A 22,077-nucleotide genomic window follows, 5' to 3' on the forward strand; every position below is an offset into this window, starting at 1 on the left:
TTTTTGGAGGGCTCCTATTAACTTACCTAGGAAAGGTAAAGTTTTTTACTGTGCTGCTATGGTACATGGAACATGTTTAGCTATATATTAAAATGACCCTCGCTAATAATAAATTGAACATAAGGAGGGATTACTGTTGAAAATACAAGCTCACCAAAAGGAGAAAAAGAATAAAGACAACTTAAAAAAATTGGCCTGGTGGCAGTTGTCCCTTATAGGTGTTGGACGTATTATTGGAACAGGATACTTTTTAGGTTTAGGTATTGGTATTAAGATGACGAGACCTTCTAATCTTATTTCCTTTATACTTGCGGGAATAGGTACATATATCGTTTTTGAAGTGCTGGCAAAAATGTCTGCCCAGGATCCTCAAGAGGGTTCATTTCGTTCTTACGCTAAAAAGGCATATGATGCTTGGGCTGGCTTTCGACTGGCTGGGTTTATTGGTTCTCTGAAATGCTAATCACTGGAAGTCAACTAACGGTATTATCTATTCTTTCTAGGTTTTGGTTCCCCGAATGTCCCAATTATGGATGTTTGCTACAGGTTACGCAATTCTTGGTGTGCTAGTTGTTGTCATAGGTACGAAGGGATTTGAGCAGATCCAAAACATCTTTAAAAAAATGAGTAGCTAAAGGAAAATTGTTCAAGTATAGATCTGCTAGTGAGATAATGTGTTTAATTTTTGGTGTCGAAAGGAGTAGAACTTTTTGGGGGATAAAATCCCTTAAACTAAGCAGAATACAGGATAAGGAGATGATCGAATGAAGCATGTTACAGCGCTAGCAATTAAATTCATTTCTAGCCTTGTTCTTCTGTATATTTTGCTTGGAGTAATCTATGGTTTAAGTTTTACTAATGTGTTTTTGATTACAATGGTTCTGGGGATTACCTCCTATTTAATAGGTGATTTGCTTATACTGCCAAGAACGAACAATATGATTGCAACTTTTTCAGATTTTGGTCTTGCCTTAATTGTTATATGGGTAATGACAGCTAATTTAACAACTAATCAGAATACCTTTGCCATTTCATTAATTTCAGCATTAGGGATCGCACTATTTGAATTGATTTTTCATAAATATGTAGCAAAATATGTAATTGACGAAACCCCAAAAGAAGTTGGTCATCAATCAGAAATCCTGCAATATCAAACAGAGGCTTCAGAAGAGCTGTACCCAGAAAGTGATAAAAATAAAAAAAAGAAGATGAACGATTATATTAAATCAACTTAATCATTACGGAAAGGGGAAACCAAATAGGAGTTCCCCTTATTAAATTAAATGTTTTTGTAAATACAATATTTAAATTCTGGATAAAATAATATGTTTAGTATTATGTCATCGTTCGTAAATGGCTTTCCGAGCTAATCGATCTGCTTGTTTGTTCCCTTTGGAGGGTATCCACTTTATGAAAAATAAATCGAACCTATTTGATAATTCCAAAGCTGTATTTAATAGTGGTCGATATTTCACATTACGTACATATTCCTTTTCTATTGCGTTAACAACCGCGGAAGAATCGGAGCGTACAGAGATGATGGAATATCCATTTTCCAAACAGATATCTAAGCTTGAAATTAAAGCATGAAATTCTGCTTCATGATTGTCCATTACACCTAATGGAATAGAGAAGCTTTCTACTTTTCCGTTATTTCTAATGAAAATTCCAGCACCACTTAATCCTGGGTCACCAGCGCTCGCACCATCAATATAAACCTCAACCATTTGAAATTCTCCTTTCAATGATTAATAATAAAACCTCCGGGAAGTATCATAATAAAGAACAGATTCGCCTTAAACGAAAGGTGTGACTAATGATGAAAATAAAATTAAAAATTACTTATCAAGGCACAAAAACAATCGCAGTTCCATTTGAATCCGAATGGATAGAAGAAAAATATACAGATCCATTGCTCGTGGATTTACAGAAAACAGGAAGAATAAAGGATATAACCATTATGGATGAGATGGGGAGAGAATGGAACAGAAAAGAGTATGAAAAACTGAAACAAAAGATGGAAAGTGAACCGAAAAACCCAGTTGTTTATTTTGATGGAGGCTTTGATAGAGATACTAGTGAATCAGGGATTGGTATCGTTATTTATTATGAAAAAGGAAATGCCACATATAGATATAGAATAAATGCAAAATTAGATGAGCTTGAAACCAATAATGAAGCAGAGTACGCGGCGTTGTATCAGTCACTATCATCATTGGAAGAGATAGGGATGAAACAATTGCCATGTATATTTAGAGGAGATTCTCAAGGTGTCCTAAAACAGTTGGCAGGAGAGTGGCCGTGTTACGAAAAGACTTTAAATAAATGGCTGGATAGAATTGAAGCAAAAATTACAAAGTTAGGTATAAAGCCTTCATATGAAATCATCTCAAGAACGGAAAACAAAGAGGCGGATAAACTTGCTACCCAAGCACTTGAAAACAAAATAATTCAGAGCCATTCGAAAATGGTTTAATCCATGGCAGAAAGGTTATAAATATGAAGCGTTGTCAAATAATTAAAGAAATAGATGAATTACTATCTACTTATTGTGAAGGTTGTTTTTTAAAAACATACCATAGGAAGACATATAGTAAAGCTCAAGCACATACATTTTGTATAAAGCAATGTACTGTCGGAAAACATATTCAGACTAAAGGAAAAACCTTATTAAAATGAGGAATAGAACCTCTGGTTAAATATAAAAGCTGGCAAATTTTTTGCCAGCTTTTACAATTATATTATGAAAGTTTAGTTACATTAGCTGCTTGAGGTCCACGATTTCCTTCTACAATTTCAAAAGAAACTTCTTCGCCTTCTTCTAATGATTTGAAGCCTTCACCTAAAATTGCTGAGAAATGAACGAATACATCGTCGCCGCCTTCAATTTCAAGAAAGCCAAATCCTTTTTCATTATTAAACCATTTTACTTTACCGTTTTGCATAGTACTTATTCCTCCTAAATCATACAGCACAATGTGCTATCAAAAATATTATCATCGGTATATAGATGATATTTTTATATTACGATAAAACACTTTCAATGTAAAGGCGATTGCCTTATTATCTATTTATTGAAACAATAGAAAGCTTTGGATGAGATGAGTATGCCTATCCTTGTGAAAAGCAAAGCTATATAGTAAACTTTTAGATGCTTATAAATACTTATAAGGGGTAGGGATAGAATGCCAACACCTAGTATGGAAGATTATATTGAACAAATATATTTATTAATTGAAAATAAAGGATACGCTCGAGTCTCTGATATAGCAGAAGCTTTAGCTGTTCATCCATCATCAGTTACTAAGATGGTCCAAAAGTTAGACCGAGATAGCTATCTTATTTACGAGAAATATAGAGGACTAATACTCACGTCAAAAGGAAAGAAAATAGGCAGGAGACTTGTAGAACGTCATGATCTCCTAGAAAAGTTTTTGCATATAATCGGTGTAAAGGAAGAAAACATTTATGAAGATGTGGAAGGCATCGAACATCATTTGAGTTGGAATTCAATCGATAGAATAGGTGACCTCGTTCAATATTTCGAAGCTGATTCCAAACGAGTAAAAGAATTAGAATTGCTGCACTTAAATAGCGAAGAGGAAGTAAGTGATAAAGAACCAATATAACCTGGTTCTTTTTTTATACTGATTTGTATAAATAGAGAGGAGGGTTAAAGATGAGTGAATACTCTTGGAATGAAGATGTCAAAACTTCATGGAATCAAAAAGCTTCTTATTGGCATACAAATAGTGTGGATATGTGGGAAAAAGGGAGTCGTAAAGATATCATACCTTTTTTTAGGAAGCATATTCCTTATGGTGTGGATATTATCGATATAGGTTGTGGCGATGGTTATGGTTCCAAGTTGCTAATGGAGCAAGGTTATCATGTAATCGGAATAGATATATCGGAAGAAATGATCAGGCTAGCGAAAGAAAATAATGAAAATATTCATTTTATCACAGGAGATGTGCAAGATCTGCCATTTCGAGATGAAAGTTTTACAGGTGTTATTGCGATTAATTGTCTAGAATGGACGAAAGATCCATTTAAATCGCTTTACGAAATACATAGAATTACTAAAAATGGCGGTTACGCATGTATCGGAATATTAGGACCAACGGCGAAACCGCGTGAAAATAGTTATCCAAGATTAATTGGAAAAAATGCGATATGTAATACAATGATGCCATGGGAATTTGAACGACTTGCTAGAGAAAATGGCTGGAGAAAAATTGCGGAAAAAGGTGTATACAAAAAAGGCGTATCTGAAAAGCTTTTACTCGGCCTATCAACCGAATTAAAACAAGCACTCACTTTTATGCAATTGTTTATACTGCAACGAGAAAGTTAAAAATGAATGGGAGGGGAAGGTATATATGACCGAACAGCGTTATTCTATTAATGAATTCATTGAAGAAACGAAACAGGAAGATAAGGAACAAGGACTATTTGAGCTGGAAACACCAAGGTTTCTAGAAGTAAATGTAAATGGGGACGTGTGGGCAAAAGCTGGATCTATGGTTTCTTATCGCGGAAATATTAAATTTGTCCGAGAAGGGATATTAGAGCACGGTATCGGAAAGCTATTTAAAAAAGCTTTTACTGGAGAAGGTACGTCGCTTATGAAAGCATCTGGTTGTGGAAAATTATATTTAGCGGATAATGGTAAAAAGATTTCTATTTTGAACCTAAATAATGAATCTATTTTCGTGAATGGAAATAATCTACTTGCATTTGAATCTGAACTCAATTGGGATATTAAATTAATGAAGCGGGTTGCTGGAATGCTTGCAGGTGGTCTCTTTAATGTGAAAATGGGAGGCGTTGGTATGGTAGCTATAACAACACACTATGAACCACTAACTCTCCTTGTATCACCGAATAATCCAGTTTTTACAGATCCAAATGCGACGGTAGCATGGTCTGGTAATCTTCAACCGGAATTTGTTACGGATATATCATTTAAGACCTTTCTTGGGCGTGGTAGCGGTGAATCCATTCAGATGAAATTTGAAGGAGATGGGTTCGTGGTTGTTCAACCGTATGAAGAAACATACTTCACCCAACCAAGTAGTAGTTAACCAGCTTTCCTTTTCGTTAGAGAGATGCCTTGGATTTGCATACAATGATCACCTTAGCATGTTACAATACAAAATAAGAATAAGGAAATAAAATGATTGGAATGGTCGAAATTGAAAATATTTTCTGTAGATAAAATCACAAAAACATATGGAGAGAAGCAACTGTTTGATGATATAACATTTCATATTCAAGAGAAAGAACGGATTGGTATTATTGGTGTGAACGGTACTGGTAAATCAAGTTTATTAAAGATAATTGCTGGTGTAGATGATGCTGATGCTGGACAATTTATTCATCCAAAGGATTATTCAATCGGATATTTACCGCAAATACCTGATCTTGATGAAGCGCTGACGATTCTAGACCAAGTGTATCAAAGTGATGCACCAATAATAAGATTAATGAAGGCCCATGAAGAGGCATTGCTACAATTAGCTGCTGAACCTGAAAGCGAAAAGCTGCAAGAAAATCTATTTCGATTGCAAAAGCAAATGGACGCCGAAAATGGCTGGGAAGCGAGCACAGATGCAAAAGTGATCCTGTCCAAACTAGGTCTAGATGATATATCTCAAAAGGTTGGGACATTATCTGGTGGGCAGAAAAAGCGGGTTGCTTTAGCACAAGTATTAATAGAAACGCCAGATTTACTACTATTAGACGAGCCTACAAACCATCTTGATTATCAAAGTATTAGATGGCTGGAAGGGTATTTAGGTAAATATCCTAACGCAGTAATGATCGTCACACATGATAGGTATTTTCTTGATAATATTGCTAATAGAATTTTGGAATTGGATCATGGGAAGCTATATTCATATAAAGGAAATTATCAATCATTTATTGAGGCGAAAGCATTAAGAGAAGAGCAAGAACTGCAAGCCGAGGACAAAAGACGTAATTTATATAGAAGAGAATTAGCGTGGATTAAACGAGGCGCAAAGGCGAGATCAACTAAACAAAAAGCCCGAATTAATCGATTCGATTCTCTCGAGTCTGATTTAGGGAAAGTCCCGCTGAAAGAAAACGTAGATATTGCTTTACAAGGAAGCAGATTAGGGAAACAGGTGTTTGAATTTATTGAAGCGGAAAAAACGTTTGAAAATAAATTGATTTTAAATAAGTTTGATTGGCTCGTAAAACCTGGAGATAGATTTGGTATCGTCGGGAAAAATGGTAGTGGTAAATCAACTTTATTAAACCTGTTAGCTGGTCAGTTAACATTGGATCATGGCGAACTACATATCGGTCAGACAGTAAAAATCGCTTATTATACCCAAGAAAATGAAGTGATGGATGAAAATCAACGAATGATTGCTTATATTCGAGAAACAGGGGAAGTGTTAGAAACTTCTGGAGGAGAGACAATCTCTGCTGTCCAAATGCTTGAACGATTTCTATTTCCAACTAGTACACACGGAACACCAATAAAAAAGTTATCTGGTGGGGAAAGAAGAAGGTTGTTCTTATTAAAATTGTTAATGGAAAAGCCAAATGTATTACTTCTTGACGAACCTACTAATGATCTGGATACTGCAACATTAACGGTATTAGAAAATTATATCGAGGAATTTCCAGGTGTCGTAATTTCAGTATCTCATGATCGTTATTTTCTTGATAAAACTGCTAATCAACTATTAGTGTTTCAAGGGGAGGGGAAAATCCAACAATATTTCGGCTCGTATTCTGATTACTTGGAATCTGAAGAAAAAGAAGAAATCACTACTCCCTCTTCAAAGCAAAAAAACAGTCAAGATACACCACCGCAAAATAAAAATGATAAAAAGAAAAAAATGACATTCAAAGAGAAGAAGGAATGGGAAAGTATTGAAAGTGAGATTGCAGACGTCGAAGAACGTTTAGAAATAATTAATCTGGAACTACAACAAGTAGGTAGTGACTTTGAAGCTGCACAACAATTAATGGAGGAAAGTCAACAAAAGAACATGACGTTGGAACATTTGATAGATAGATGGACATATCTATCAGAATTTGAAGAGTAATAAGATAGATGTTAGCTTGAGACTTACCTTTATGGCGAAAGAAGTCACTAAGTTAGAGCTGACATTAGGGCCTATGATACAATAAATGATGTTAACCTTATTGTCATATGAAGGTCATGAAAGGTGGAACGATATGAATATTAAAACAATCGAGCCAACGCCTAGTCCGAATACGATGAAAATTAACTTGGATACAGAGCTCGCAGCAGGTAAAAGTAACAATTATAAAAAAGAGCAAGCTAACGAGGCGCCTGCTATTATTAAGTCAATCCTTGAAATAGAGGGTGTGAAAGGTGTATATCATGTTGCCGACTTTTTAGCTGTTGAAAGAAACGGTAAATATAGTTGGCAAGAGATACTACCCCAAGTACGACTAGCTTTTGGGGAAGCAGTTAGTGATTATGGTGAAGAAGAGACTAAACCTGATGAACATTTTGGAGAAGTAAATGTGCATGTATTAATGTTCAAAGACATTCCAGTTCAAATAAAATTAAATTCAGGAACTGAAGAGAAGAGAGTGGCATTGTCAGAGTCTTTCATTGAAGCGATGGAAGCTGCTCAGCTTGATGGTGAAAATTATGTGCTCTTAAGAAAATGGAAAGATTTTGGAGTGCGATATGGTGAGTTAGAACAGATTGGTAAAGAAGTTGCAGATGAACTTGGAGCTGCTTATCCAAGCGAAAGATTGCAACAACTTATTGAACATGCACAAGATCCAACTGCTAGTGGAGAAACTAGGGAAGCAAAAAAGTTAATAAAACTATTCCCGAAAGACTTAGATCATCCAGATTGGAAAATGCGGTATCAGATGTTGGAGCAAATGGAAGATCCAACTGTTGAAGATATTCCTTTATTAGAAAAGGCGCTTGAAGACGAAAGGTCGTCTATTCGTCGTCTTGCAGTAGTATACATGGGTATGGTGGAAGATCCGGCAATTCTTCCTCTTTTATATAAAGCGTTAAGGGATAAGACTGTGCCAGTGAGAAGAACTGCTGGAGATTGTTTATCAGATTTAGGTTTTGCGGAAGCAATGAATGAAATGAGCGAGGCTTTACAAGATAAAAGTAAAATTGTGCGCTGGAGAGCTGCAATGTTTTTATATGAAGTAGGAGATGAGAGTGTTCTTCCAGCATTAAGGTCAGCAGCCGATGATCCAGAATTTGAAGTTCAATTACAAATCAAAATGGCAATTGAACGAATTGAAGGCGGAGAAGCAGCGCAAGGATCAGTCTGGAAACAAATGACGGAGGCAAGACAAAAAAACTAGTAAACAAGGAGGAATCATTTATGTCAATGGCATACGAAGAATATATGAAACAAATAGTAAAACCAATGAGAGAAGAATTAATACAGGCTGATTTTAAGGAGTTAATATCTGAAAATGAAGTTGAACAATTTATGGAAACAGCAAAAGGTACTACATTAGTCGTAATTAATTCTGTCTGTGGGTGTGCTGCAGGGCTTGCTAGACCGGCAGCGGTGCAAGCTGTTACATCCAGTAATTCAAAACCCGATCAACTTGTAACAGTTTTTGCTGGTCAAGATAAAGAAGCAACAAGTAAAATGCGAGAATACTTTACTGATTACGAACCATCATCTCCATCTATGGCATTATTAAAAGGAAAAGAAGTAGTGCATTTTATTCCTAGAGAAGATATTGAGGATAATGACGTAGAAGAGATTGTCCAAAACTTGACAACTGCATTTCAGAAACATTGCGAATAAAAAACCTAATGCCGCCACAAGAATTGCGATCTAAGGTAGCATTAGCATTTTCTGTACGTCAAAGTTAGACGAAATTGTTTATAAATATTAAAGTTAAAAATAGAGCTACGGGCCAAAGCCCTTAGCTCTAATCTGCAATCGCTAAATATACAAAATATCCGATCATTACGAAAGCTCCAATATTGATAAGCGCTGCTTGCATGCCGGTACCTCCTTTGTTCTATTGCAATAAATCTATTATACCTTAGTATAGAATTATTACCATTTTAAAAATAACGGAACTTAATTATAGAATATTCGTATAAAAAAGTATATGATATAAGAAAGAAACTAAAGAAGGGATTAGCGGCGATGAAACAATGGCTTAGAAAATCACTAATCGTGATTGTATCCATTCTAACATTCGGGACAGTCACACCGTCACATGCATTATGGTCGGAGGAACAAGGTGTTCCGAAATCTCAGCAAAGAGGAGCTTCTTCTGCTGACCAATCTGCGCATTCAACAACAGTTGAAGCTAGCTTACAATCCGAAGATGACAAACTAGACAAAGATCAATTTATAGCTGATATGACAGTGGAAGCTGAGCGGCAAGCATTCTTGAAATTTGGACCAAAGATATCCAATGTAATTGAGAATGAATTCCGTGAGGTTGTATTACCTAACATTGAATCAGCTATTCAAATGACAGCTACACAATTTCCAGAAGATGCATTGGTAAATTTAGAAATCACCGAAACACCGGGAGGCGGTGTAAGTGAAAAGATTTTTCATATTTTTAATAACGAAACGCAGCAAGATATTATTCGCTTCCATGTAAGGCGGGACAAGCCCCCTTTGGAAGGGTATACTTTTAATTTTCATTATCATACTTATCATGATCAGTTTCAAACGCATTATACGCTTGGCACAATATATTGGGATAAAAATACCCCGCCAAAATGGAAAGCAGTTTAAAGAGCAAGTACGCATGACGTGCTTGTTTTTTTCTGGTAAAATATCACACTCTTAAATAGTGAGTAAAAATGGTATAATAAAGTACATTTTATTAACTTACTAGAATTTATCATTATAAAGGAAGCTGAAGAGTGTGGTGAAAAAGTGGATTGTTTTTCCAATAATAATTAGCATCATTGTGATAGGGACAGGCTTATCAAATCCCCAATATAATGGACTGCTTTTAAAGGACAGTTACTTATATAAAAATATAGAGATACAATCTATGGAATTAATAAAAGATATTATTGTTATTCCAGAAGATAGGTTCAATGAGGTTGAAGTAAGGGAAATAATCGACAGGATTGCTGCTCTTCCAACCGTTATATTGCAAGATATGAAGCAAAAAGGAATGAAAGTAATTTTATTCACGGGAAAACTAACAGATAATCCAAGCGCGGCACATTTAGAAGGAATTGTACCAAGAGGTTATCCGCCTGATATCGTATGGGATGACTTACCAGGTATAGGTGGTTCCAAATTGATACTTATAAAAATTGGCCATAGCGAACAAGGGGAAGGCCATGGTTCAATTAATCTTGAATATCATGAAATTGCTCACTCTATATATAATTACATGCAAAATGATAGCATTATGGCGGATATTACATTAGCATGGGAACAAGAAGCGAAAGCTTTATTTCCAGAGCAAAGTTATTTTCTGAATTACAAAGAAGAGTATTTTGCAGAAAGCTTTGCGTTATACTTTATCTCTAAAGAAAATCGAATGAAATTGAAACAACTTGCTCCAGATACGTATGCTTCATTATCAGATTATATTAATCGTTAGGATGGGTTAAATTGAAACAATACTTAGATTTAATTAGTGATGTACTTGAGAAGGGCACAAAGAAAGAAGATAGAACAGGAACTGGTACAATTAGTACATTTGGTTACCAGATGAAATTTGACTTACAAAAAGGTTTTCCGCTAGTTACTACAAAAAAACTCCATACAAAATCAATTATCCATGAACTACTTTGGTTCTTAGCAGGAGATACGAATATTGCGTATTTACAAGAGAATGGAGTAAGGATATGGAATGAATGGGCGGATGAGAATGGCGAATTAGGTCCAGTATATGGGAAACAATGGCGCTCATGGCAAACCGCAGATGGCTCAACGATTGATCAAATCAAAGATGTACTCCAACAAATAAAAACCAATCCTGATTCACGCCGGATGATTGTAAATGCATGGAATGTGGGCGAAATTAATAAAATGGCTTTACCTCCATGTCATTGTCTATTTCAGTTTTATGTTGCTGACGGAAAGTTGTCTTGCCAACTTTATCAAAGGTCCGCGGATATCTTTCTTGGGGTTCCATTTAATATTGCTTCATATGCTTTATTGACTATGATGATGGCACAGGTCACAAATTTAGAACCAGGCGAATTTGTACATACGCTTGGAGATGCACATATTTATTCGAATCATCTTGACCAAGTAAAGTTACAACTAAGTCGTGAACCGCGGTCACTTCCTACAATGAAGATCAATCCTGAAGTCAAAGATTTATTTGAATTTACCTTTGATGATTTTACATTAGAAAATTATGATCCACATCCACATATTAAAGGGGCGGTAAGTGTATGATTTCTTTTTTATGGGCAGAAGATGAGAATCGATTAATTGGTAAGGATAATGATTTACCGTGGCGTTTACCAGCTGATTTAAAATACTTTAAAGAAACAACAATGGGACATGCCATTGTAATGGGAAGAAAAACTTATGAATCTATCGGCAGGCCGCTACCTGGGCGTACAAACATTATATTAACTCATGATTCCAACTATAAACAGGAAGGCTGCCTTGTATTAAATTCCAAACAGGAACTTTTAAACTGGGCAGAACAAAATGACTCTGAAGTCTTTATTACAGGTGGATCAGAGATTTTTAAACTTTTTATAGATGAAGTTGATCAATTATACGTAACTAAAATCCATGCTACTTTTGAAGGTGACACGTATTTTCCTATATTAAATTGGGATGATTGGACGTTGATCTCCGAAAAAAAAGGATTGAAAGACGAAAAAAACCCATATGATTATTTCTTTCAAATGTATAAGAGAAAATAAAAAAGCGAGCCTCGGGCCCGCTTTTTTTCTTTTAGAGATAGGCTCTTTTAAAGAAGCCTTAAACATAAAATAATATACAGAAAAACATGCATGCACTTCCAGCGATGACAAACAGGTGCCAAATTGCATGGGAGTATGGTAAGTTGCGCCATATATAAAAAATGGCTCCGACTGAATATAATAATCCACCAGTTAGTAATAATCCAAACCCAGCGCCACTAAGACTCGAGTAAAGAGGTTCAATAGCAATAATGACTAACCAGCCCATAATTAGATAGAAGACAGTAGATAGTACACGAAATCGATTAATTAAAAAACATTTTAAAGTGATTCCGGCTATTGCCAATCCCCAGACAATCCCAAACAAAGTCCATCCCAATGCCCCGTTTACTGCTACCAATACAAGTGGTGTATATGTACCCGCAATTAATAGATAAATGGCGGAATGGTCAAGTATCGCAAACACATTCTTTGCTTTGGAGGGCTTGAAACTATGCAGCATAGTTGAAAATAAATAGAGTAGTAACATGGAAATGCCAAATATAGTAAAGCTTACGATTTGAAGTGGTTCACCTTTTTGTGCTGCTGATACAATTAATATAACAAGTGCTGGAATACTTAAAAGAAAGCCGATCCCATGTGTAATAGCATTAGCAAGTTCTTCTTTCCAGTTATATGACTCTCCGTCGGTATAAAAAGTAGTTTCCATTGGAAAACCTCCAATCCCTTATCTGTTCATTTTATCGTCACAGTCAGTGAAAAGCAAATACGAGGAGTAAGGTTTAAAGGCTAAGTCAGTAAGAGGAATAATAAAGGAGTCAATTCTATGCTTCTAAGCGCGAAACCTGTATAATATATGTGAAGCTTATAAGGATGTGACTACTTGAATAAAATTAAAATTGTAACAGATTCAACGTGTGATTTATCTATGCCTGAAATAGACGCATTAAACATACACGTTATCCCTTTATCCGTCACTATTAATGGAGAGACTTACTTAGACAGAATTGAAATTACACCAAAAACTTTTATGCAAAAAATGAAATTATCCCCAGAACTTCCTAAAAGTTCTCAACCTGCTATAGGTGAATTTGTAAAATTATACGATGAATTAGGCGAGGATGGCAGCGAAGTCTTATCTATTCATATGACTGGAAAGATGAGTGGGACTGTTGAGGCCGCAAGAGCGGCTGCTAAAATGAGTAAAACCAAAGTAACCGTGGTTGATTCTTTATTTATTTCTAAAGCATTAGCTTTTCAAGTTAAGAGAGCTGTTAGTTTGGTGAATGAAGGAAAACAAGTAAATGATATTATTGAAGAATTACATGATGTGCGTAGCAACACAAAATTATTTCTTGTCGTGGACACATTGGAGAATCTCGCAAAAGGCGGTAGGATTGGAAAAAGTAAAGCAATGATAGGCTCTCTACTTAACATCAAGCCAATTGCAATGTTAGAAGATGGAGAATTATCCCCTGTAGCCAAGGTTAGAAATCAATCACAGGCCATAAAGTTTTTGATTAAACAATTCACAGAAGACATTGAAGGTAAAACGATTAGAAGTGTAGGTTTAGCACATGCAAATGGGCTAGAACTTGCTTTGAAAGTTAAACATAAAATTGAAGAACTTACTGGCTTCGAGATGGTAGAGATCGAAGATACTACTCCCATCATAGGTACACATGCAGGGGAAGGGGCAATAGGTTTTATGTATCATGCTGAGTAGCGTTATGTGCATGTATGAGCATTGCGGTCTCTATGGATCGTTATTTTTGTTACCCATTTAGGTTTAGCCATTTTTTGTTTTCGTTTGACCTTATCGTGTTATAATAATTCTGATTTAATAAAAAGGATGAAAACAACGAATGAAAAAATTATTATTATTTTTACTCACCTTTTTGGTCATATTATCTGGATGTTCCGCCACAATATCTAGTCAAGAAGAACGTTTATTTTCTCGTGAACTGAAACAAAATCCACCTATTGATTTTGTACCTAGAGATATCTCTGTTGTTGCTGTTGGGGACTCTTTGACACAGGGGGTAGGGGATATTCAGGATTTAGGTGGATATATTCCTTATTTACAATCAAAAATGGAAGATAGTAAGTTAATTTCAACTGCAAATTTTCAAAATTTTGGTGTTAGAGGAAATAGAAGTGATCAACTCCTAAAACGTTTGAAGCAGGAAGAAGTGAAAACTGCTATTACTAATGCGGATATGGTTATTATTACAATCGGTGGCAATGACGTCATGCAAGTGTTCAAAAACAATATGATGGGCTTGCAAATAGATAAGTTTATTACAGCAGCAAATGGGTACAGTGAAAGATTACAAGAGATTTTAAAGACAATTCGTGAGTATAATATCGATACAGGTATCGTTTTAATAGGGATATATAATCCGTTTATCAAATGGTTCTCGGATATTAAGGAAATGAACGAAATAGTGGAAAATTGGAATGAAGCAAGTTCAAGAGAAATTGCTTCATTTGATCAAGCGCTATTTGTACCTGTTGCAGATATTTTCGAGAATAATGAGGAAAGTCTTCTTTATACAGATTACTTTCATCCCAATAATAGAGGGTATGAATTGATTGCAGAACGAGTTTACCTGCATCTAGAACAGGAACAGCTGCTTAAAAGTTTATTTGATTAAAAAGGTGTGGTACTTTGAATAAAAAAAACATTTGGAAACCCCTCTTTATTATATTGTTTTTAATTAACATCATAGTTATTATAGGTTTGGCAATGTTATTATTTATTTCAACAGATCAAGAACCTATTCCGAAAATCACAACATCCAATACTAATGATTCTGAATTTGTCATTCAAACGAGTAAAAAGGATTTAAACAAACTGATTAACCATTATATTGAGGAAGAAGGCCTTAATGGACCAGTACATTATCAAGTTTTATTGACAGATGAAGTAGAGCTGTATGGAGAAATAAAAGTTTTCTCACAAACGATGCAGTTAAAAATGACCTTTGAACCAATTGCATTAGAAAATGGTGATCTCTTATTAAAGCAAAAGGTGCTTTCTCTCGGTGATGTTAAATTACCTGCCTCGTATATACTAAAGTTAATAGGAGATGCATACAAATTTCCAGAATGGGTCATTCTTCAACCTAATGATAAAGAAGTATATGTTGCATTAAATAAAATGAAGTTAAATAGTGGCATCACGGTTAAAGCAAAGAGTTTTGATTTAGTCGAAAATAACATTTCGATGAGAATGTTCGTGCCAGTCGATTAATAACGAGTTGAGTGAGAGGATGTGAATAGGATGGAAGATAATAATAGACAAGAAATAGCCACATTTGCCGGAGGTTGTTTTTGGTGCATGGTGAAACCGTTTGATGAGCAGCCGGGAATTTCAGCTGTTATCTCAGGCTACACAGGTGGAACAACAGAAAATCCTACATATGAGGAAGTTTGTTCTGGGCTAACTGGTCATACAGAAGCTGTGCAAATTACATTTGATCCGACTGTATTTTCGTATGATAAATTATTGGATTTATTTTGGATGCAGATTGATCCGACTGATAGTGGTGGTCAATTCTATGATCGAGGGGTTTCTTATCGCCCTGTCATTTATTATCATACAGAGCAACAAAAACTTCTTGCTGAACAGTCTAAAAAAGATTTAGAAGATAGCGGAAGATTTGATCGGCCAATTGTAGTTCCGATAGAAAAAGCCCAGACATTCTATCCTGCGGAAGATTATCATCAGCAATTTTATAAAAAGAACCCGCAAAGATATACATCTTATCAAATGGGTTCAGGTCGTGCTGGTTTTATACAAAGACATTGGAGGGAGTCTCATGAATAACAAAGAGCTAAAGAATAAACTAACACCTATGCAACTCAATGTCACGCAAAACAATGGAACAGAGCCTCCGTTTCAAAATGAATATTGGGATAATGAAGACGATGGTATTTATGTAGATATCATATCAGGAAAGCCACTATTCAGTTCAACTGATAAGTATGATGCTGGTTGTGGTTGGCCTAGTTTTACGAAAGGAATCGACGAAGAGGAACTGCTTGAAAAGAAAGATATGAGCCACGGTATGATCCGAACAGAAGTTAGAAGCAAAGAAGCTGATTCTCATTTAGGTCATGTTTTTCCGGATGGACCAGGCCCAACGAAATTAAGATATTGTATAAACTCGGCTGCTCTTCGCTTTATACCTAAAGAGAAACTGGAAGAAGAGGGCTATGCTCAGTATAAAGATATTTTCAAATAAACTTTATTTGTGTAAATATAATACTTGTTAACATCTATGAAAGGCGGAATTATTATGTTGAAAAAATTATTTGGTAAAAAAGAAGAGGTCTCAAAAACAATTACAGTTGTTTCCCATCTTAGTGGACAACTTATAGAATTAGGAGAAGTGCCAGATCCAGTTTTTTCCCAAAATATGATGGGAGATGGAATGGCAGTTAATCCTGAAAACGGGAAGGTTGTAGCACCTGTTGATGGAGAGATAATTCAGGTTTTCCCTACTAAGCATGCCATTGGCATTAAAGCAAAAAATGGTGCAGAAATACTACTCCACATTGGTATTGAGACCGTAGGTATGAAAGGTGAAGGTTTTACAACATTTATTAAAGAGGGCGATAAGGTAAACAAAGGGGATACATTAGTTGAGTTTGATCATGCCCTTGTTACTGAAAAAGCAGCTAGTACGATTACGCCAATTATTATTACTAATGGTGATGATGTAGCCTCTATTACAAAACAACCGCTTGGACATGTGACAGCTGGAGAAACAGTAATTATGGAAATAACAATGAAATAACTTTTTTAACACCTGTTGATTACGGGTGTTTTTTTGTTTTATAGGCGATAGCACATACACCCATCCAAATTCTACATAGAATATCAGCGAAAGCAATATAAGACTAAGGAGTGATATTATGTTTTATGAAAACTATGGCTGTTGTGATGGAGTTTATCCAGCTTACGGATACGGTAATGAATGTGGTGGCGGAAGAGGCGGCGGCTTCGCCCTTATCGTCGTATTATTTATTCTGCTAATCATTATTGGTGCATGCTGGTGCTTCCCTAATTAAATATCCAATTTTGAAGCCCTGAGAGAAATAAATAACTCTTTTCAGGGTTTTTTTTATTAGATGAACATTTGCATGAAATATTAGCATATGCATACATTTATAAGTAAGAAAAGTATATGGAGGGATGTGTAAGCAAAGAATCATTCTGTGCATTTGGAAAATAATTATTTTTTTGAATGAAATTGAATGGAACTCAAGATGATTTTTTTAAGTGAATTATATTTACCGTGAGCTTACAATCCGCTATATTTATGAGAGCAATGTAAATAGAGAGGCGGACTAGTCTTCATGAATAAATCTTTTTATCACTTTTTAATGAAATACCGTCATGCAATTAAGAAAGATGAGCTTAGTGAGTTTGCTAATGCTGCTTATCATGACCATGAATTCCCAAAAAGTTCAGATGATTACCATCTTCTCTCCAACTATTTGGAGCTAAATGGTCATTATATAGCTAATATGTCATTGTTTGATTATGCATGGGATTTATATGTAGAAGCGGAAAATAAATAAATCGTTTCGTCAAATACGGGCTTATTGATAGAAATATGATGATAAGGGGCGATTATAATGCGTGAAATGGAAGTAATTATCGACACGGAAGAGATCGCTGAATTTTTCTATCGGGAGCTACTTCAGAGAGGGTACACACCTAGCGAAGAAGAATCGGATGTTTTAGCAGATATTACATTTGATTATCTCATTGAAAAAAGTATCATTGATGAAGATTCTGAAGAATAAATCTCATATAAAAGAATGTATATGATACGTCAGCTAATAGCTGGCGTTATTTTTCATTCCATTACCCTATGCTCGAATATTTGCATGATATAGGCGAAACAATTAAAATGTAAATAGTTGATTGTAATGATTAGGAGGAAATAATAATGAGTATACATATCGGTGCATCAGAAAATCAAATAGCAGAAACAGTTCTTTTGCCGGGAGATCCACTTCGGGCAAAATACATCGCTGAAACGTTTTTAGAAAATGTAATATGCTATAATGAAGTACGGAATATGTTCGGATTCACCGGTGAGTATAAAGGAAAAAGAATTTCCGTCCAAGGAACTGGGATGGGCGTTCCGTCGATATCAATTTATATAAATGAATTAATGAATAGCTATAACGTTCAGAATTTAATAAGGGTTGGTACATGCGGAGCGATTCAAAAAGATGTACAAGTCCGTGATGTCATTTTAGCAATGACTGCTTCAACTGATTCACAAATGAATCGACTAACTTTTGGCGGTGTTGACTATGCACCAACAGCATCATTTGATTTACTGAAAAACGCATATGAGACAGGACTGGAAAAGGGCTTAAAATTAAAGGTAGGAAATGTGTTCACTGCAGATATGTTTTATAATGATAATGCAGAACACGAAAAATGGGCACAATATGGTATTCTTGCGATAGAAATGGAAACTTCAGCACTTTATACACTAGCAGCAAAATATGGCAGAAAAGCACTTTCTGTACTAACGGTGAGCGATCATATTTTAACAGGTGAAGAAACAACAGCGGAAGAACGACAAACTACTTTTAATGAAATGATTCAAGTGGCATTAGACGCAGCTATCAAAAAAGCATAAAAATACGAAATCTTACGTAGGTTGAAAAGAAGTGGAGAAATATGAAAAAAGTATTGTACATGATTACAGCGGTTTTATTATTAACAGGATGTTCCTTGCAAAATCCGTTTCAGAAAAAAGAACAACCGGAATCACCGACGGAAGAAACAATAGAAGATGATAATAATATGACTTCAGATTCGGAACTTGAGAAACCAGAAGAACAAAAAGAACCTGATAATAACATCGATGAAGAAAATGGAGAACAGAAGCAAGATAGCTCGAATGAAATATCTGAAATAGCACTTGAGGCAACATATTTTAATGATATACAAGAAGTAAATAATAAGTTAGAAATAAAAAATCCTAGTAACATTGTTGCTTTGGTAAATAAAGAATTTGCCTTACCGGGAAATTATGAGCCAGATGATTTGGTGCGTCCGAAAGTAGCTTTTTCTTTCGGCGATGAAGATATAGAAAAAAGTTATTTGCGAAAAGAAGCCGCAGTAGCTCTTGAAAAAATGTTTGCGGAAGCTAAAAAGGACAATATTCACTTATTTGCAGTTTCAGGATATCGTTCATACAACCGACAAACAACAATACTGGATGCAGAAATCGCAAGAATTGGCGAAAAGAAAGCGATGCAAGTTGTTGCGAATCCAGGGAATAGTGAACATCAATCAGGACTTTCAATGGACATTTCAAGTCAAGAAGCCAACTTCCTTCTCACAGAAGATTTTGGTGATACAGCAGACGGTAAGTGGCTCAAAAAGAATGCCCATCGTTTTGGCTATATACTTAGGTATCCAAAAGATAAAGAAGGAATTACAGGCTATCAATATGAACCATGGCATTTCCGCTATGTAGGCGAAAAGGTAGCCAAATGGGTTTATGAAAACGATTGGACACTTGAGGAGTTTTTCCAAGAAGTAGAAAAAATTTAAATTGACATTTAATTAAATACTAGAGATGTTAAAATAAAATGACTAGGTGATGATAGAAAACTCCCTAAATGGGAGTTTTTTCATTAATATTAGATCATACATATTATCTTTTCGCATCCATATCCTAGCTTGCAGTATGCTTTATAAAAGAAATAGAGGGCTGTTACAACGTGTTTCAGCTGTCGAGAATGAAAGTGGTGAATAGAATGGAAGATAATAATGAAACAGAAGAAACCACAAATAAAAATAGTCATATTCGCATGAAAAAATTTACATTTGTCATGTTGATTTTTTTACTTGTTTTCTCCACTGCCGGTATTACCCTCATTGCACTTGGTTTAGGTGATGAGAAAGCAGTGAATGTGGTAGTTCCAGAGCGAAAGAATTTTACTAAATTGTATCAAGCATATGATGAGTTAGAAAAAAAATATTTTGAAGATCTTAATCAAGATGAGCTTGTAAATGGAGCCATAAACGGGATGCTTAATGCATTAGAAGATCCATATTCAGATTATATGACAAAAGAAGAAGCAAGTCAGTTTAGCGAAAGTATTTCATCGTCATTTCAAGGTATTGGTGCAGAAATACAGGAACTAAACGGAAACATTGTTGTAGTTTCTCCTATTAAGGGCTCACCTGCAGAAAAAGCGGGAATTAGACCGAAAGATAAAATTATTATGGTGGATGAAGAAAATATTCAAGGAATGAGTGCAAACGAAGCTGTTCTATTGATCAGAGGGAAAAAAGGAACAAAGGTGGCTCTTCAAATCCAACGTGGAGAGAAAGAGGAACTTATAGATGTAACAATTACGAGAGATGAAATTCCGATCAATACTGTGTATGCGGAAATGTTAGAAAATGGTGTTGCAAAGATTCAAATCACAAGTTTTTCTAGCCATACTGATAAAGATTTAGAGGCCGCATTAAAAGAGATGGAAGATAAAGGTATGAAATCATTAATTATCGATGTAAGACAGAATCCAGGCGGATTACTTGATCAAGCGATTAATATTTCTAATTTATTTGTACCGAAAGGAAAATTACTATTTCAAGTTGCATATAAAGATGGAAGTAAGGAAGAATTTCCAGCTAGTGGTGGACAGAAAATAGACGTGCCAACTGTTATGCTCATTGATCGAGGTAGTGCAAGTGCATCGGAGATTTTAGCCGCAGCCTTTAAAGAATCAGCTAATATCCAATTAGTCGGTGAAAAATCATTCGGTAAAGGGACAGTGCAAACGACTAAAGATTTCAAAGATGGATCTAACATTAAATATACAATGGCAAAATGGTTAACACCCAATGGCAATTGGATTCATGAAAAAGGTATTGAACCTGATTTTGCAGTAGCGCTTCCAGCTTATGCAGAATTATCGTATATTGATCCAGATAAAGAATTTAAAAAAGATTCTGTTGCAAATGAAGTGAAATCTGCTAAAGAAATGTTAAAAGTACTTGGTTTTGATCCTGGTACAGTTGACACACATTACGATGAGAAAACTGTTGAAGCTGTAAAGGAATTTCAACAAACTGTAAAGCTTGAACCTAACGGGATACTTCAAGGAGAATCTACTGCAGCTTTAATGGAAAAGATCCGTGAAAAGATTTTAAAAGATGATCCACAAGTGAAGAAAGCGATCGAATTATTAACAAAAGGAAAATAACACATCATATAATGTTTTTAGAATCATGCTGTCGTGAAAAACCACGGCAGTTTTTTTGTATTTATATATTTAAATTCTGAAAAGTAATGGAGAGCTCTATCCCATGTAACTACAGGCAGTATGTAGAGAGCCATAGCTATGCCAAATATAAACATTTCGATCGCCTATATCTTTCGGATGGTCGCTGGTGAAATTGCTCTTTTACCCTAGTAAAAAGGCTTGTAAAGGAAAAAAGATACTTTCCTCTACAAGATGCTTCCAAACTAGTATCATGAGTTTGTACCAATGACTATTGTCATCCGATATTATGGTTTCTCAAATAAAATCGCCATGTTCTATGCAACGTATAAACGGCTGTATTTCATTATTTTTCTCCAAACTTGATAAAGGTATGTTCATCTTCTATTAAGCCACATGATCCGCATTGTATTCTTCGTGAAGGGCCATTATAGGTTGTATGAAAAGGGCCAGCATCTTCCATTGATTCGAATTGCTCAATTGTTTCTCCTGATTGGGGATCCAGTCTTACTGCATGAGCAATTTGATCAATGATATTAAAGCGAGATCGATTTGTTTTACAATTAGGGCAACAATATTTAGTGGTCATCATATCTTACCTCCAATAAATAGTCATATGTATAGTTTGTCCATATACACGCCAGATAATCAGCACAGGAAAGTAATGAATGTAAAGAAATATAATATTTGTTATATATGCGTAACAATTGTAACGAAAAGCCGAATAAAAAAAACTGTCAATATGTATTACATAGTAGTTTATGGCAACAGCTATACATAAATGGAAATAGCGCCAAAGTAAGTTAAAATGCTAATTTGCTAAAAAAGTAGAATTCATAAGACTTGATACATGTAACAATCTATAAAATATCAAAAAAAGTTTATGTTTCTATGAAACTGGTATATCCTCC

At 35.2% G+C, this 22,077-nt stretch carries 29 protein-coding genes and 1 pseudogene; 26 read left to right on the plus strand and 4 right to left on the minus strand.

From position 1 onward, the window contains the following. Positions 1 to 142: 142 nt before the first annotated feature. Positions 143 to 617 (plus strand): annotated as a pseudogene (locus tag BLE01S_RS05230) (amino acid permease); the annotation flags it as partial. A gap of 147 nt (positions 618 to 764) precedes the next feature. Next, positions 765 to 1,235, plus strand: coding sequence for a YndM family protein (locus BLE01S_RS05235; protein ID WP_066137944.1), 471 nt, complete (start codon positions 765 to 767; stop codon positions 1,233 to 1,235). Positions 1,236 to 1,340: 105 nt separating this feature from the next. Here the strand turns inward: BLE01S_RS05235 and BLE01S_RS05240 are convergent, their stop codons facing one another. After that, positions 1,341 to 1,727, minus strand: a complete 387-nt coding sequence (locus BLE01S_RS05240) for a reverse transcriptase-like protein (protein ID WP_066137947.1) — start codon at positions 1,725 to 1,727, stop codon at positions 1,341 to 1,343. 89 nt (positions 1,728 to 1,816) lie between these two features. Between BLE01S_RS05240 and BLE01S_RS05245 the strand changes: the two genes are divergently transcribed. Together BLE01S_RS05245 and BLE01S_RS20345 are read left to right on the plus strand one after the other, a co-directional pair. Next, complete coding sequence (locus tag BLE01S_RS05245; RefSeq protein ID WP_231955919.1) at positions 1,817 to 2,476, plus strand: reverse transcriptase-like protein; 660 nt, start codon at positions 1,817 to 1,819, stop codon at positions 2,474 to 2,476. Positions 2,477 to 2,499: 23 nt separating this feature from the next. Beyond that, positions 2,500 to 2,679: a zinc-finger domain-containing protein gene (locus BLE01S_RS20345; RefSeq protein ID WP_082788592.1), complete on the plus strand. Its 180-nt coding sequence runs from the start codon at positions 2,500 to 2,502 to the stop codon at positions 2,677 to 2,679. 62 nt (positions 2,680 to 2,741) lie between these two features. Here the strand turns inward: BLE01S_RS20345 and cspD are convergent, their stop codons facing one another. Continuing rightward, positions 2,742 to 2,945, minus strand: coding sequence for a cold-shock protein CspD (gene cspD, locus BLE01S_RS05250; protein WP_066137954.1), 204 nt, complete (start codon positions 2,943 to 2,945; stop codon positions 2,742 to 2,744). 240 nt (positions 2,946 to 3,185) lie between these two features. Between cspD and mntR the strand changes: the two genes are divergently transcribed. From mntR to BLE01S_RS05300, 10 genes are all read left to right on the plus strand, one after another. After that, positions 3,186 to 3,629 carry a transcriptional regulator MntR gene (gene mntR, locus BLE01S_RS05255; RefSeq protein ID WP_066137956.1) on the plus strand — a complete coding sequence of 148 codons (444 nt, stop codon included), beginning with the start codon at positions 3,186 to 3,188 and terminating at the stop codon, positions 3,627 to 3,629. A 50-nt stretch (positions 3,630 to 3,679) separates the two neighbouring features. Further along, a complete protein-coding gene (locus BLE01S_RS05260; protein WP_066137959.1) occupies positions 3,680 to 4,357 on the plus strand; it encodes a class I SAM-dependent methyltransferase in 678 nt (225 codons plus the stop codon). A gap of 25 nt (positions 4,358 to 4,382) precedes the next feature. Continuing rightward, on the plus strand, positions 4,383 to 5,087 hold the full coding sequence (locus BLE01S_RS05265; RefSeq protein WP_066137962.1) for an AIM24 family protein: 705 nt from the start codon (positions 4,383 to 4,385) through the stop codon (positions 5,085 to 5,087). A 111-nt stretch (positions 5,088 to 5,198) separates the two neighbouring features. Next, positions 5,199 to 7,088 (plus strand): ABC-F family ATP-binding cassette domain-containing protein, encoded by a 1,890-nt coding sequence (locus BLE01S_RS05270; protein WP_066140940.1) that lies wholly within the window; start codon positions 5,199 to 5,201, stop codon positions 7,086 to 7,088. Between the two features lie 133 nt (positions 7,089 to 7,221). Beyond that, positions 7,222 to 8,355, plus strand: coding sequence for a conserved virulence factor C family protein (locus BLE01S_RS05275; RefSeq protein ID WP_066137965.1), 1,134 nt, complete (start codon positions 7,222 to 7,224; stop codon positions 8,353 to 8,355). A gap of 20 nt (positions 8,356 to 8,375) precedes the next feature. After that, on the plus strand, positions 8,376 to 8,813 hold the full coding sequence (locus BLE01S_RS05280) for a BrxA/BrxB family bacilliredoxin (RefSeq protein WP_066137967.1): 438 nt from the start codon (positions 8,376 to 8,378) through the stop codon (positions 8,811 to 8,813). A gap of 351 nt (positions 8,814 to 9,164) precedes the next feature. Then, the gene (locus BLE01S_RS05285) at positions 9,165 to 9,770 is read left to right on the plus strand and encodes a YpjP family protein (RefSeq protein WP_066137970.1); all 606 of its coding nucleotides are present in this window, start codon (positions 9,165 to 9,167) and stop codon (positions 9,768 to 9,770) included. A gap of 133 nt (positions 9,771 to 9,903) precedes the next feature. Continuing rightward, positions 9,904 to 10,599 carry an anthrax toxin lethal factor-related metalloendopeptidase gene (locus tag BLE01S_RS05290; RefSeq protein ID WP_066137973.1) on the plus strand — a complete coding sequence of 232 codons (696 nt, stop codon included), beginning with the start codon at positions 9,904 to 9,906 and terminating at the stop codon, positions 10,597 to 10,599. Between the two features lie 11 nt (positions 10,600 to 10,610). Continuing rightward, a complete protein-coding gene (locus tag BLE01S_RS05295; RefSeq protein ID WP_066137976.1) occupies positions 10,611 to 11,405 on the plus strand; it encodes a thymidylate synthase in 795 nt (264 codons plus the stop codon). Beyond that, complete coding sequence (locus BLE01S_RS05300) at positions 11,402 to 11,887, plus strand: dihydrofolate reductase (protein ID WP_066137978.1); 486 nt, start codon at positions 11,402 to 11,404, stop codon at positions 11,885 to 11,887. Before BLE01S_RS05295 ends, BLE01S_RS05300 begins: the two co-directional genes overlap by 4 nt. Positions 11,888 to 11,945: 58 nt before the next feature. On the opposite strand, the gene trhA is transcribed toward BLE01S_RS05300, so the two are convergent. Further along, positions 11,946 to 12,596, minus strand: coding sequence for a PAQR family membrane homeostasis protein TrhA (trhA, locus tag BLE01S_RS05305; protein ID WP_066137981.1), 651 nt, complete (start codon positions 12,594 to 12,596; stop codon positions 11,946 to 11,948). Between the two features lie 174 nt (positions 12,597 to 12,770). Between trhA and BLE01S_RS05310 the strand changes: the two genes are divergently transcribed. The 12 genes from BLE01S_RS05310 (at position 12,771) to BLE01S_RS05360 (ending at position 21,148) form a co-directional block, all read left to right on the plus strand. Beyond that, positions 12,771 to 13,613 (plus strand): DegV family protein, encoded by an 843-nt coding sequence (locus tag BLE01S_RS05310; RefSeq protein ID WP_066137984.1) that lies wholly within the window; start codon positions 12,771 to 12,773, stop codon positions 13,611 to 13,613. A 139-nt stretch (positions 13,614 to 13,752) separates the two neighbouring features. Beyond that, complete coding sequence (locus BLE01S_RS05315) at positions 13,753 to 14,544, plus strand: SGNH/GDSL hydrolase family protein (RefSeq protein WP_066137987.1); 792 nt, start codon at positions 13,753 to 13,755, stop codon at positions 14,542 to 14,544. 14 nt (positions 14,545 to 14,558) lie between these two features. Next, complete coding sequence (locus BLE01S_RS05320; protein ID WP_066137989.1) at positions 14,559 to 15,143, plus strand: YpmS family protein; 585 nt, start codon at positions 14,559 to 14,561, stop codon at positions 15,141 to 15,143. A gap of 30 nt (positions 15,144 to 15,173) precedes the next feature. After that, positions 15,174 to 15,719, plus strand: a complete 546-nt coding sequence (gene msrA / locus BLE01S_RS05325) for a peptide-methionine (S)-S-oxide reductase MsrA (protein WP_066137991.1) — start codon at positions 15,174 to 15,176, stop codon at positions 15,717 to 15,719. Beyond that, positions 15,712 to 16,137, plus strand: a complete 426-nt coding sequence (gene msrB, locus BLE01S_RS05330) for a peptide-methionine (R)-S-oxide reductase MsrB (protein ID WP_066137994.1) — start codon at positions 15,712 to 15,714, stop codon at positions 16,135 to 16,137. Before msrA ends, msrB begins: the two co-directional genes overlap by 8 nt. Before the next feature lie 54 nt (positions 16,138 to 16,191). After that, positions 16,192 to 16,692, plus strand: coding sequence for a PTS sugar transporter subunit IIA (locus tag BLE01S_RS05335; RefSeq protein ID WP_066137996.1), 501 nt, complete (start codon positions 16,192 to 16,194; stop codon positions 16,690 to 16,692). Positions 16,693 to 16,810: 118 nt separating this feature from the next. Then, complete coding sequence (locus tag BLE01S_RS05340) at positions 16,811 to 16,966, plus strand: YjcZ family sporulation protein (protein ID WP_066137999.1); 156 nt, start codon at positions 16,811 to 16,813, stop codon at positions 16,964 to 16,966. Between the two features lie 288 nt (positions 16,967 to 17,254). Then, the gene (locus tag BLE01S_RS05345; RefSeq protein WP_066138005.1) at positions 17,255 to 17,479 is read left to right on the plus strand and encodes a YozE family protein; all 225 of its coding nucleotides are present in this window, start codon (positions 17,255 to 17,257) and stop codon (positions 17,477 to 17,479) included. A 57-nt stretch (positions 17,480 to 17,536) separates the two neighbouring features. Next, positions 17,537 to 17,707, plus strand: coding sequence for a YozD family protein (locus BLE01S_RS20350; protein WP_082788593.1), 171 nt, complete (start codon positions 17,537 to 17,539; stop codon positions 17,705 to 17,707). A 146-nt stretch (positions 17,708 to 17,853) separates the two neighbouring features. Beyond that, positions 17,854 to 18,561 carry a purine-nucleoside phosphorylase gene (deoD, locus tag BLE01S_RS05350; RefSeq protein WP_066138007.1) on the plus strand — a complete coding sequence of 236 codons (708 nt, stop codon included), beginning with the start codon at positions 17,854 to 17,856 and terminating at the stop codon, positions 18,559 to 18,561. A gap of 41 nt (positions 18,562 to 18,602) precedes the next feature. Further along, on the plus strand, positions 18,603 to 19,484 hold the full coding sequence (locus BLE01S_RS05355) for a D-alanyl-D-alanine carboxypeptidase family protein (protein ID WP_066138009.1): 882 nt from the start codon (positions 18,603 to 18,605) through the stop codon (positions 19,482 to 19,484). A gap of 206 nt (positions 19,485 to 19,690) precedes the next feature. Then, complete coding sequence (locus BLE01S_RS05360) at positions 19,691 to 21,148, plus strand: lmo1851 family serine protease (protein ID WP_231955920.1); 1,458 nt, start codon at positions 19,691 to 19,693, stop codon at positions 21,146 to 21,148. A gap of 364 nt (positions 21,149 to 21,512) precedes the next feature. Here BLE01S_RS05360 and BLE01S_RS05365 read toward each other — a convergent pair whose 3' ends face one another. Continuing rightward, positions 21,513 to 21,755, minus strand: a complete 243-nt coding sequence (locus BLE01S_RS05365) for a DNA alkylation repair protein (protein ID WP_066140943.1) — start codon at positions 21,753 to 21,755, stop codon at positions 21,513 to 21,515. Positions 21,756 to 22,077: the final 322 nt, after the last annotated feature.

Source organism: Lederbergia lenta NBRC 16444 (assembly GCF_001591545.1).
GTDB lineage: Bacteria > Bacillota > Bacilli > Bacillales > Bacillaceae_C > Lederbergia > Lederbergia lenta.